At 60.2% G+C, this 11,345-nt stretch carries 10 protein-coding genes, 1 tRNA gene and 1 pseudogene; 11 read left to right on the top strand and 1 reads right to left on the bottom strand.

The genetic code is table 11. The features are described from left to right. Positions 1–6: 6 nt before the first annotated feature. From QQ992_RS04055 to ychF, 9 genes and pseudogenes are all read left to right on the top strand, one after another. Positions 7–135 (top strand): annotated as a pseudogene (locus tag QQ992_RS04055) (IS5/IS1182 family transposase); the annotation flags it as partial. Between the two features lie 251 nt (positions 136–386). Beyond that, positions 387–2,108 carry a tetratricopeptide repeat protein gene (locus tag QQ992_RS04050; protein WP_119368825.1) on the top strand — a complete coding sequence of 574 codons (1,722 nt, stop codon included), beginning with the start codon at positions 387–389 and terminating at the stop codon, positions 2,106–2,108. A gap of 4 nt (positions 2,109–2,112) precedes the next feature. Continuing rightward, the gene (gene lolB, locus QQ992_RS04045; protein WP_016713311.1) at positions 2,113–2,730 is read left to right on the top strand and encodes a lipoprotein insertase outer membrane protein LolB; all 618 of its coding nucleotides are present in this window, start codon (positions 2,113–2,115) and stop codon (positions 2,728–2,730) included. Between the two features lie 4 nt (positions 2,731–2,734). Then, the gene (ispE, locus tag QQ992_RS04040) at positions 2,735–3,595 is read left to right on the top strand and encodes a 4-(cytidine 5'-diphospho)-2-C-methyl-D-erythritol kinase (protein WP_286112284.1); all 861 of its coding nucleotides are present in this window, start codon (positions 2,735–2,737) and stop codon (positions 3,593–3,595) included. Positions 3,596–3,615: 20 nt separating this feature from the next. After that, a tRNA-Gln gene (locus QQ992_RS04035) sits at positions 3,616–3,690 on the top strand. Positions 3,691–3,738: 48 nt separating this feature from the next. Beyond that, on the top strand, positions 3,739–4,680 hold the full coding sequence (locus QQ992_RS04030; RefSeq protein WP_003247410.1) for a ribose-phosphate pyrophosphokinase: 942 nt from the start codon (positions 3,739–3,741) through the stop codon (positions 4,678–4,680). A gap of 118 nt (positions 4,681–4,798) precedes the next feature. Continuing rightward, complete coding sequence (locus QQ992_RS04025; RefSeq protein WP_016713313.1) at positions 4,799–5,392, top strand: 50S ribosomal protein L25/general stress protein Ctc; 594 nt, start codon at positions 4,799–4,801, stop codon at positions 5,390–5,392. Between the two features lie 79 nt (positions 5,393–5,471). Continuing rightward, complete coding sequence (pth, locus tag QQ992_RS04020; protein ID WP_012270476.1) at positions 5,472–6,056, top strand: aminoacyl-tRNA hydrolase; 585 nt, start codon at positions 5,472–5,474, stop codon at positions 6,054–6,056. A gap of 24 nt (positions 6,057–6,080) precedes the next feature. Beyond that, positions 6,081–7,181, top strand: coding sequence for a redox-regulated ATPase YchF (gene ychF, locus QQ992_RS04015; protein ID WP_064314338.1), 1,101 nt, complete (start codon positions 6,081–6,083; stop codon positions 7,179–7,181). A gap of 130 nt (positions 7,182–7,311) precedes the next feature. Here ychF and QQ992_RS04010 read toward each other — a convergent pair whose 3' ends face one another. Further along, positions 7,312–9,531: a TonB-dependent siderophore receptor gene (locus QQ992_RS04010; RefSeq protein ID WP_286112282.1), complete on the bottom strand. Its 2,220-nt coding sequence runs from the start codon at positions 9,529–9,531 to the stop codon at positions 7,312–7,314. A 187-nt stretch (positions 9,532–9,718) separates the two neighbouring features. Between QQ992_RS04010 and QQ992_RS04005 the strand changes: the two genes are divergently transcribed. Then, positions 9,719–10,825, top strand: coding sequence for a saccharopine dehydrogenase family protein (locus QQ992_RS04005; RefSeq protein ID WP_286112280.1), 1,107 nt, complete (start codon positions 9,719–9,721; stop codon positions 10,823–10,825). Beyond that, on the top strand, positions 10,822–11,292 hold the full coding sequence (locus QQ992_RS04000; protein ID WP_286112279.1) for a DUF2269 family protein: 471 nt from the start codon (positions 10,822–10,824) through the stop codon (positions 11,290–11,292). The genes QQ992_RS04005 and QQ992_RS04000 overlap by 4 nt, the downstream gene beginning before the upstream one ends. Positions 11,293–11,345 lie beyond the last annotated feature (53 nt).

The raw sequence follows: 11,345 nt of genomic DNA, 5'->3' as shown, positions 1-11,345 counted from the left end.
AGGCTGCACCTGGTTGAAAACGCCTTCGCCCGGTTGAAGCACTACCGGGCGGTCGCATCGCGCTTCGACAAGTTCAAGCGGAATTATGAAAGCGTAGTGGCCATGGCCTGCACCTTTCTTTGGCTACCCATGTGAAACGGGAACAGCCCCTAACTCCGCACATTACGCTTCTCATGGCGCTTGTGCTCTCCCATTTCCTGCTTCCAGGGACGTAAAATACAGGCAGGGGCTGGGTCATTGCGTCACAAGCCCCTTCGAACCTCTCCCCCACCCCGCTGTCCCACTCAGCACCACCCAGCCTGTAAACCACGACCTTCGCAGGTGGGTTTGCCACCGCGCTTGTGTCATCATGCTCCGACCGCCGGTGAGTCCTTCTAAAGCCTTCTATGAACAAACCATACGCATTGCTGCTTGCCTTCGCCCTGCTCCAGGGCTGCCAGAGCCTGGCCCCGCAAAAGGCCGAGCCTCCCGTCGCCGAGGCCGCAAAGAGCGAGGCCCAAAAGCCCGTGGTGTATGGCTCGTTCAAGCAGGACACACTCTATAGCCTGCTGGTCGCAGAGCTGGCCGGCCAGCGCAACCGCTTCGACATCGCCCTGGCCAACTACACCGACCAGGCCGCCAAAACCCAGGACCCCGGGGTTTCCGAGCGCGCCTATCGCATCGCCGAATACCTCGGCGCCGACGAGCCATCGCTGGACAATGCCCTGGTCTGGGCCCGCAACGACCCGCAAAACCTCGACGCCCAACGTGCCGCCGCCATCCAGCTGGCCCGCGCCGGCCGCTATGACGACGCCATGGCCTATATGGAAAAGGTGCTGCAGGGCCAAGGCGACACCCACTTCGACTTCCTCGCCCTGTCTGCCGCCGAAACCGACCAGAGCACCCGCGATGGCCTGCTGCAAAGCTTCGAGCGCCTGCTGGTGAAGTACCCGAACAACGGCCAGCTGGTGTTCGGCAAAGCGCTACTGCTGAATCAGGACGGCAAGGCCGAAGAGGCACTGGAGCTGCTGGAGTCGCACCCGGCGCAAAACGGCGAAATCGCCCCCATCCTGCTGCGCGCCCGATTGCTGCAGGCCCTGGACCGTGGCCCGGAAGCCCTGCCACTGCTGCGCGGCGCTATCCGCGACAACCCGGATGACAAGCGCCTGCGCCTGACCTACGCCCGCACCCTGGTCGAGCAAGACCGCATCGCCGATGCCAAGGGCGAGTTCCTCAGCCTGGTCCAGCAGTACCCTGACGATGACGAACTTCGTTACTCCCTGGCGCTGGTGTGCCTGGAGAACAAAGACTGGGATGAAGCCGAAGGCTACCTGCAGGAACTGATCGAGCGTGACAGCAACGTCGACGCCGCGCACCTGAACCTGGGCCGCATCCGGGAAGAGCGCCACGACCCCGCAGGCGCCCTGCGCGAATACGCGCTGGTCGGCCCCGGCCCCGATTACCTGCCAGCGCAACTGCGCCAGGCCGACATCCTGATTGCCAACGGCCGAGGCACCGACGCCTCGCGCCTGCTCGCCGAAGCCCGAGAAGCCCAGCCGGACCTCGCCATCCAGCTGTACCTGATCGAGTCGGAAAGCTACAGCAACAACAACAAGGACGCCCAGGCCAACCAGGTGCTTCAACAAGCCATCCAACGGTACCCGGACGACCTCAACCTGCTGTACACCCGCGCCATGCTGGCCGAAAAACGCGACGACCTGGCACAGATGGAAAAAGACCTGCGCGCCATCATCACCCGCGAGCCAGAAAATGCCATGGCCCTGAACGCCCTGGGTTACACCCTGGCCGACCGCACTACCCGCTACAGCGAAGCCAAGGCGCTGATCGACAAGGCCCACCAGTTGACCCCGGACGACCCCGCAGTGCTCGACAGCCTGGGTTGGGTCAACTATCGCCTGGGCAACCTCGACGAGGCCGAAACCTACCTGCGCCAGGCCTTTGCCAACTTCCCCGACCATGAAGTGGCCGCCCATCTGGGCGAAGTGCTGTGGGCCAACGGCAAGCGTCGCGAAGCCCGCCAGGTGTGGGCCAAAGGCTTCGAAGCCCAGGCCGACAGCCCCATCCTGCGCAAGACCCTCCTGCGCCTGACCGGATCCGAGACCCTTTAACGCCATGTTCCTGCGCCATTGCATCACCTTCACCCTGATCGCCCTGCTGGCCGGTTGTGCCGGTTTCGGTAGCCGAGAGGCCCTGCAGGGCCACGGCAACCCACAACAGTGGCGCGCCCATAAAGAACAACTGAGCAGCCTCGATGGCTGGCAGATCAACGGCAAGGTCGGCATCCGCGCCCCGCGCGACTCCGGCAGCGGCACGCTGTTCTGGCTGCAACGCCAGGACTACTACGACATCCGCCTTGCCGGCCCGCTGGGCCGTGGTGCCGCACGCCTGACCGGCCGCCCGGGTGGCGTGGTACTGGAAGTGGCCAACCAGGGCCGTTACGAGGCCACGAGCCCCGAAGCCCTGCTGGAAGAGCAGCTTGGCTGGCAACTGCCGGTGTCGCACCTGGTCTGGTGGGTACGCGGCCTGCCCGCCCCCGACAGCAAGAGCAAGCTGACCCTGGACGGTGACAGCCGCCTGGCCAGCCTCGACCAGGACGGCTGGCAGGTGCAGTACCTGAGCTACACCGAACAGAACGGCTACTGGCTGCCCGAGCGCCTGAAACTGCACGGCAAGGACCTGGACGTGACCCTGGTGGTCAAGGACTGGCAGCCACGCCAGCTGGGGCACTGATCACATGCAAACGCTCACCCTGCCCGCCCCGGCCAAGCTCAACCTGTGGCTGCACATCATCGGCCGCCGCCCAGATGGTTATCACGAGCTGGAAACCGTGTTCCAGTTTCTCGACCATGGCGACGAACTGAGCTTCGCCCTGCGTGACGATGGCGTAATCCGCCTGCACACCGAGATAAACGCCGTACCGCACGACAGCAACCTGATCGTGCGCGCCGCGCGCAAGCTGCAGGAGCAATCCGGCACCCCGCTCGGCGCCGACATCTGGCTGACCAAAGTGCTGCCCATGGGTGGCGGCATCGGTGGTGGCAGCTCGGACGCCGCCACCACTCTGCTGGCCCTGGCCCACCTCTGGCAGCTGGACTGGGACGAAGACCGTCTGGCCGCACTGGGCCTGAGCCTGGGCGCCGACGTACCGGTATTCGTGCGCGGCCATGCGGCGTTCGCCCAGGGCGTGGGCGAACAACTCACCCCGGTTGACCCGGAAGAACCCTGGTATGTCGTACTGGTGCCGCAAGTGTCTGTCAGCACAGTAGAAATTTTTTCACATCCACAGTTGACACGTGATTCACTCCCCCTTAAGATGCGCCCCGTTCCCAAGGGAAACAGTCGAAATGACTGCCAACCGGTGGTAGAGCAGAATTACCCAGAAGTTCGCAATGCGTTGAATTTACTGGGAAAATTCACTGAGGCTCGACTAACCGGCACTGGAAGTTGTGTGTTTGGGGCCTTCCCAAGCAAAGCCGAAGCTGATAAAGTTCTGGCCCTTCTTTCAGCGACCCAAACAGGGTTTGTGGCGAAAGGAAGCAATGTTTCGATGTTGCATCGCAAGCTGCAAAGTCTGGTCAAGAAGTCGAGCGCATAAGCGTTCGCAGCAACAGATACAGGGGCGTCGCCAAGCGGTAAGGCAGCAGGTTTTGATCCTGCCATGCGTTGGTTCGAATCCAGCCGCCCCTGCCATTTTCCTTATACTCATCCAGGTATACCCTCAGCCTTCAGGTACTGCGCGTGTCCAAGATGATGGTCTTTACGGGGAACGCTAACCCCGATCTGGCTCGGCGTGTCGTACGTCAGCTGCATATCCCTCTCGGTGACGTCTCTGTCGGTAAATTCTCCGACGGTGAGATCAGCACTGAGATCAATGAAAATGTTCGCGGTAAAGACGTTTTCATTATTCAGCCGACCTGTGCCCCGACCAACGATAACCTGATGGAACTGGTAGTGATGGCCGACGCCTTCCGCCGCTCCTCAGCATCCCGAATCACCGCCGTGATTCCTTACTTCGGATATGCCCGCCAGGACCGCCGTCCGCGTTCGGCACGTGTAGCCATCAGCGCCAAAGTCGTCGCTGACATGCTCACTGTCGTGGGTATCGACCGTGTTCTCACCGTCGACCTGCACGCTGACCAGATCCAAGGCTTCTTCGATATCCCGGTCGACAACATCTACGGCTCGCCCGTACTGGTCGACGACATCGAAGACCAGCGTTTCGAGAACCTGATGATCGTCTCCCCGGACATCGGTGGTGTCGTGCGTGCACGTGCAGTCGCCAAGTCCCTGGGTGTCGACCTGGGTATCATCGACAAACGCCGCGAAAAGGCTAACCACTCCGAGGTTATGCACATCATCGGCGACGTCGAAGGGCGCACCTGCATCCTGGTAGACGACATGGTCGACACCGCCGGCACCCTGTGCCACGCGGCCAAAGCCCTGAAAGAACACGGCGCTGCCAAGGTTTACGCCTACTGCACGCACCCTGTCCTGTCGGGCCGCGCGATCGAGAACATCGAGAAGTCGGTACTGGACGAGCTGGTGGTGACCAACACCGTTCCGCTGTCCGCCGCTGCTCAAGCCTGTGACCGTATCCGCCAGCTGGATATCGCACCGGTTGTCGCTGAAGCGGTACGCCGCATCAGCAACGAAGAATCGATCAGCGCGATGTTCCGCTAAGCGGAACGCGTGTTGATATGAAGCGCCCCGCCCCAACATGTGTTGGGGCGGGGCTTTTTTGCCATCCCCGTTGGCGCTGGTCGCAAACGCCCTCGGGGGGCTATTTTGGAGAAGCAAAATGACTGATTTCATCCTGAACGCCCAAGCGCGTACTGACCTGGGGAAAGGTGCGAGCCGCCGCCTGCGTCACTCGCTGAGCATCCCAGCCGTTGTCTACGGTGGCGATAAAGAAGCTCAATCCCTGACCATCCTGGCCAAGGAAATCACCAAGCTGTTCGAAAACGAAGCTGCCTTCAGCCACGTTATCGAGCTGAACGTTGACGGCGTTAAACAAAACGTCATCATCAAGGCCATGCAGCGCCACCCAGCCAAGCAGTTCATCATGCACGCCGACTTCGTTCGCGTTGTTGCTGGCCAGAAACTGACCGCTGTTGTTCCAGTGCACTTCATCAACGAAGAAGCACCGGTCAAGAAAGGCGGCGAGATCTCCCACGTTGTTTCCGAGATCGAAGTTTCCTGCGAAGCCAAAGACCTGCCTGAGTTCATCGAAGTTGACCTGGCCAACGCCGAAGTCGGCACCATCATCCACCTGTCGGACCTGAAAGCTCCGAAAGGCGTAGAGTTCGTAGCTCTGGCCCACGGTGATGACAAAGCTGTTGCCAACGTTCACGCTCCACGCGTTGCTCCAGAAGCAGAAGGCGCTGCCGAGTAATCTACTCGCACGCCGGCGTTGATCGGGTTACAGTGCCGCGCGCCCTGTAACCCACCAACTCCAAGGAAGAGCCCCTGACGTGACCGCCATCCAGTTGATCGTCGGCCTGGGTAACCCCGGCCCCGAATACGAACAGACCCGGCATAACGCAGGGGCTCTTTTCGTTGAACGCATTGCCAGCGCACAGCGTGTTTCGCTGACCGCTGACAAGAAATATTTCGGCCTGACGGCTAAGTTCAGCCATCAGGGCAACGACGTTCGTTTGTTGATCCCCACCACCTACATGAACCGTAGCGGCCAGTCCGTGGCGGCCTTGGCCAATTTCTTCCGCATCAAGCCGGAAGCGATCCTGGTGGCGCACGACGAACTCGACCTGCCTCCGGGCGTTGCCAAGCTCAAGCGCGGCGGCGGCCATGGTGGGCATAACGGCCTGCGCGACATCATCGCGCAGCTCGGCAACCAGAACGACTTCCACCGCCTGCGGCTTGGCATCGGCCACCCGGGCGACGCCAAACTGGTCTCCAACTTCGTCCTGGGCCGCGCGCCGCGCGCCGAGCAGGAGAAGCTCGACGCCAGCATCGATTTTGCCCTCGGCGTGCTGCCGGACGTGCTTGCCGGCGACTTCGCCAAGGCGATGCGCGAGCTGCACAGCCAGAAGGCCTGATTTCCTTTAGAGAGGGGAATACCCATGGGTTTCAATTGCGGCATCGTCGGCCTGCCCAACGTCGGCAAGTCCACCCTGTTCAACGCCCTGACCAAGTCTGGCATCGCGGCGGAGAACTTCCCTTTCTGTACCATCGAGCCAAACAGCGGCATCGTGCCGATGCCCGACGCTCGTCTGGCTGCGCTGGCTGAAATCGTCAAGCCAAACCGCATCCTGCCGACCACCATGGAATTCGTCGATATCGCCGGCCTGGTTGCCGGTGCTTCGAAAGGCGAAGGCCTGGGCAACAAGTTCCTCGCCAACATCCGCGAGACCGACGCCATTGCCCACGTGGTGCGCTGCTTCGAAGACGAAAACGTGATCCACGTTTCCAACAGCGTCGACCCCAAGCGTGACATCGAGATCATCGACCTCGAACTGATCTTCGCCGACCTCGACAGCTGCGAGAAGCAACTGCAGAAGGTTGCCCGCAACGCCAAAGGCGGCGACAAGGAAGCCCTGGCGCAGAAGGCTATCCTGGAGCAGCTGATCCCGCACTTCACCGAAGGCAAGCCAGCGCGCAGCCTGATGAAGAACATGAGCGCCGAAGACAAGGCGGTCATCCGCGGCTTCCACCTGCTGACCAGCAAGCCGGTGATGTACATCGCCAACGTGGCGGAAGACGGCTTCGACAACAACCCGCACCTGGACGTGGTCAAGGCCATTGCCGAGGAAGAAGGCGCGGTGGTGGTGCCGGTGTGCAACAAGATCGAAGCAGAAATCGCCGAGCTGGACGACGGTGAAGAGAAGGACATGTTCCTCGAGGCCCTGGGCCTTGAAGAGCCTGGCCTGAACCGCGTGATCCGCGCCGGCTACGAACTGCTGAACCTGCAAACCTACTTCACTGCCGGCGTGCAGGAAGTACGTGCCTGGACCGTACGCGTGGGTGCTACCGCACCACAAGCCGCTGGCGTGATCCACACCGACTTCGAAAAAGGCTTCATCCGCGCTGAAGTGGTGGCCTATGACGACTTCATCCAGTTCAAGGGTGAGAGCGGTGCCAAGGAAGCCGGTAAATGGCGTTTGGAAGGCAAGGATTACATCGTCAAAGACGGCGACGTGATGCACTTCCGCTTTAACGTCTAAGCGCTAGCCTGCTGTAACCACAAACCCCTTGAGGCTCGCGACTCAAGGGGTTTTGTTTTTTGGGCAATGCGCGCTTTGTGAATACGATGCAGCAACTGCATAACGGCTACATCGACTTTTCACAATACCCTTACAATTTCCACTCCAGGCCTACCGCCATTGTCCGAGGCTCACCCTGGTAGACCCCGTTGTAGAACCCGACGTTGTTGTAATAGTGCTCATCGAAGAGGTTTTTCACGTTGAGGGATGCCGTCAGGTGTTCATCTATTTGATAACGTGCCATCAACCCAACCACCGAGAACGCCTTTTGGCCGATCTTGTCTTTCGTGGTGAGAATCCTGTCACCCTCACGGCCAATGGGGCGGTTGCCTAGTCTAAAGTTGTCGCTCTGCCAGTCCAGGCTTGCACCCACGGTCAATGCCGGGGTCATTTTATACGTGCTGGAGAAACGAACCAGGTTCAATGGCTGTTCGGTGTTCTTCCGTTTTTTCTCAGCAGTGGCGGCATGGGTATAGCTGTAGCCCAGGCTCATCTGCCAATCGGTCATGACCTCGCCGGCAATCTCCGCCTCGAACCCTTCAACGACGATGCCTTTACCACCGCTTGTGTAGAAAATCTCGTTGCCATTGGGAGGCACGGAATCATCCTGCTCTGCCACGTTGTCCTGTTTACTGCGAAACACTGCGGTGCTCAGGTTCAGTCGCTCTTCCAGCAAACTGCCCTTCAGGCCGATTTCATAGACTTTTCCAACGATAGGCTCAATGTACTGCTTGTTGACATCTCTCACCGTCTGCGGATTGAAAATGTCTGTATAGCTGACATACACGGTGAACTGCTCCGTGAGGTCATAAAGCACACCGGCATAGGGCGTCCATTGATCGTTCTGCGTCTGTTTACTCGTTGACTGCCCGATGACATTAAGGGCGTCGTCATAATCCCAATCCCGACGCTCCGTTTCCCAACTGCCATAGCGACTGCCGAGAACAAAGTGCAGGCGGTCTGTCGGGTTCAGGCGTGTGGCAATGTATCCGGCTTTTTGCCGGGTGTAGGAACGCCCTCCATCCAACCCGGTATCGATATCATAGAATTTGGGGGTAGAGCCCATGTACTTCCAATCGGGAATCTTGTCGTAGTCTTTGGGTACCGGTAGACCGATACGATAAGGCTCGCTATTACGCCGCTCGGACTCGCCATAGCCGATCATGAAGTCATGGCTGCGCCCCAGCAATTGGAAAGGGCCAGCGAGGTTGAAGTCGATGGCATCCATCTTCTCCTCCCCACCGAAATGCGAGTACCAGGCGCGCATGCCGCTGCGGTCGGCTTCGGGGAAGCCGTTGCCCCCGTAATACACCTTGCCGTCGCTGTCGGTTTGCCGATGCGTGTAGGCCACCTTCATCAGCCAGTCATTGCCCAGCCGTTGATCCAGGGTGGCGAACACTGTCTGGTCTTTCAACGGCCAGGAAGACCAAGGGGCACTGAGGTTGGTCGACCTTGGGAGATTGGCTTTGCTGCCATCGGCATTCCAGAAAGGCACAGTGCCCCAGGAGGAACCTTGGACATGCTTGTTCTGATAGTCATATCCCACCGCCAATACCGTGGTGTCGGTCAGGTCGGCTTCGAGAACACCATATGCCACCTCTCGCTGGGTGGCGTATTTGTTCATGAACGACTTACTGTCGCGATATGCCAATACGGTGCGACCGCGCAGCCGCCCCTCCCAGCCCAATGGCCCGCCGACATCCAGGTAGCTGTAATAGTTGTCGTAGCTGCCCCCACTTACACCACTTTTAACCGCTAACTCATGCGTAGGGCGTTTGCGCACCATCGCGATGGTACCGGATGGGTCACCTGCCCCCGTGGTCAGCCCCGTGGCGCCACGTACCACCTCGATTCGATCGTAGATGATGGTGTCTGAGTCGGATTTCAGCCCCGAGAACGTATTGAGCATCCCGTCGATCTGGAAGTTGTTGATCGCATAGCCACGCGAATAGTAGGCAGGTCGCTCCGAGTCGTTACGCTGGACGGTCACGCCCGTCACATGAGCCATGGCCTCGGACAGGGTGTTGAGCTGGAAGTCATCCAACTGCTGCCGGGATAGCACCGAAACCGATTGGGGTGTTTCCTTGATCGAGAGGTTCAGGCGCGTTGCTGCGCTCATGCTACCGGTGGTGTAGGAACCACTGTTTTCAGTGGTACTACCCAAGCTTGTGGCCACCACATCAGTGGAACCAAGTTCCAGTACCCTGTCTTCGGATTTGCCTTCCACCTCTTCCGCCAGTGACAGTGGGCAGAACACAGAGGCACACAGGCCAAGCGTCAGGGTCATGGAATGGTTGATATACGGGGGCATTGCGGGCTGGCTCCTTGCTCATGTAGAAATCCTGGTGCGGGAATCTACATGAAAACTAATCTCAAATGATAATAAATCTTGTCATTTAAGGCATTCTCTCGCTCAAGAACACGGCCGCCCCTCGTATGTACTTGCCCCGCTCGCCCGCCCCTCCCTAGAATCCCCCTTCATTGAAAAGGGACGAGCAATGTCATTCAGGGTTCTGGTAGTCGGTGGCTACGGCAATTTTGGCTCGATCATCTGCCGGCACCTCGCCGGGGCCGCCGGTATCGAAGTGATCGCTACAGGTCGTGATCGCACGCGTCTTGATGCCCTAGCCGAGCATCTGCCACTGCAAACCGTATGCACAGATGCGCAAGGTGCGGGCTTTGCCAACACCTTGCGAGAACTGCAGGTGGACTTGCTGATACACACGGGCGGGCCTTTCCAGGGCCAGCCTTACCGGGTTGCCGAACACTGCATCGCAGCGGGTGTGCATTACTGCGACCTTGCCGACTGCCGTACCTTCGTCAACGGCATTGATGTGCTCGACCAAGCCGCCAAAGCGGCCGGTGTGGCGGTGCTCAGCGGTTGCAGCTCGGTGCCCAGCCTTGCGGCAGCGTTACTCGATGAAAACCGCGCCCCCTTCAAACGCATTGACCGTATTGAACACGGCATTTCGTCTTCCGCGAAAATGCCGGGTCTGGCGACGGTGGAAGGCGTGTTGGCCTATGCCGGCAAACCGATCCTGCAACGGCGCAATGGCAATCCATACGCAGTGCCGGGCTGGCTCGGCCTGCAACGGCGCAACCTGCCGGGCCTGGGCTGGCGCTGGCTGGCCAATGTCGATGTACCGGACATGGACCTGTTCGGCGAGCGCTACGGCGCCACCGACCTGGTGTTCAAGGCAGGCCCCGGCCTGATGCCCGGCGCACTGGCGAATGCAGCCTTGGCCTTGGCGCGCCGCGTCGGCCTGATCGGCAACCCAACGCCTTGGGCCAAGCGCTTGCACCGCCTGGGCAGCGCCTGCGAGCGCTTTGGTGACGGCCTCAGCGCGCTGTATATCGAGGCGAGCGGTATCGACCACAACGACCAGCCCCGGCACTTGAACATCCAGCTTACCGCTCGACGCAACAAAGGCCCGGAGATCCCCAGCTGTGCCTCGGTAGCCCTGGCCCTGAAGATGATGAACGGCTACCGCCCGGCTGCCGGGGCTCGCCCTTGTGTTGGCGAGATCAGCGTGGACGAGTACCTGGCCGCGATTGACGCGCCACAGGACATACAGCTGGACATACGTCATCAGGGCCAGCCGTGAGCTATTTCTACCTCAAGTACCTGCACATCATCGCGGCGGTGTTCCTGTTCGGCTTCGGCATGGGCTCGTACCTGTACCTGATCGCAGCCCAACGTACCCGCCACCCGGCCGTGATCGCCCAAGTGGCCAGGCAGGTGGTACGTTTCGACACCTGGATCACCACCCCGGCCGGTGTGCTGCAGCTGGCCAGCGGCCTGGGCATGCTGCACCTGACGGGTATGCCACCTACCCTGCCCTGGCTACGTGATGCACTGATCATTTTTGTCGCTGTCGGCCTGTTATGGCTACCGGTGCTGGTCCTGCAAAAACGCATGCAACACCTTGCGGAACACGCCGCCGCCAACAACACGGCATTACCTGCGAACTGGCACAGGTTTTACCGCCCCTGGCTGTGGATGGGGGTGGCAGGTTTTGCCGGAATGTTCGTGATCGTGTGGCTGATGGTGTCCAAACAAGGGCTGTTTTGACGCTACGCGGCAGAGGCCCCCACAGACAGACGGTGCCCACAAGAGCAACGAAT

Origin of the sequence: Pseudomonas kurunegalensis, from assembly GCF_030291635.1 — a bacterium.
Taxonomy (GTDB): domain Bacteria; phylum Pseudomonadota; class Gammaproteobacteria; order Pseudomonadales; family Pseudomonadaceae; genus Aquipseudomonas; species Aquipseudomonas monteilii.
Note: the sequence above shows the minus strand (reverse complement) of the source record. Positions and strands in the feature narration are given on the sequence as shown.

Coding starts and splice junctions, on each gene's coding strand:
- QQ992_RS04050 (WP_119368825.1), top strand. CDS start 387: ATGAACAAACCATACGCATTGCTGCTTGCCTTCGCCCTGCTCCAGGGC.
- QQ992_RS04005 (WP_286112280.1), top strand. CDS start 9,719: ATGTCATTCAGGGTTCTGGTAGTCGGTGGCTACGGCAATTTTGGCTCG.
- ychF (WP_064314338.1), top strand. CDS start 6,081: ATGGGTTTCAATTGCGGCATCGTCGGCCTGCCCAACGTCGGCAAGTCC.
- lolB (WP_016713311.1), top strand. CDS start 2,113: ATGTTCCTGCGCCATTGCATCACCTTCACCCTGATCGCCCTGCTGGCC.
- QQ992_RS04010 (WP_286112282.1), bottom strand. CDS start 9,531: ATGCCCCCGTATATCAACCATTCCATGACCCTGACGCTTGGCCTGTGT.
- QQ992_RS04025 (WP_016713313.1), top strand. CDS start 4,799: ATGACTGATTTCATCCTGAACGCCCAAGCGCGTACTGACCTGGGGAAA.
- ispE (WP_286112284.1), top strand. CDS start 2,735: ATGCAAACGCTCACCCTGCCCGCCCCGGCCAAGCTCAACCTGTGGCTG.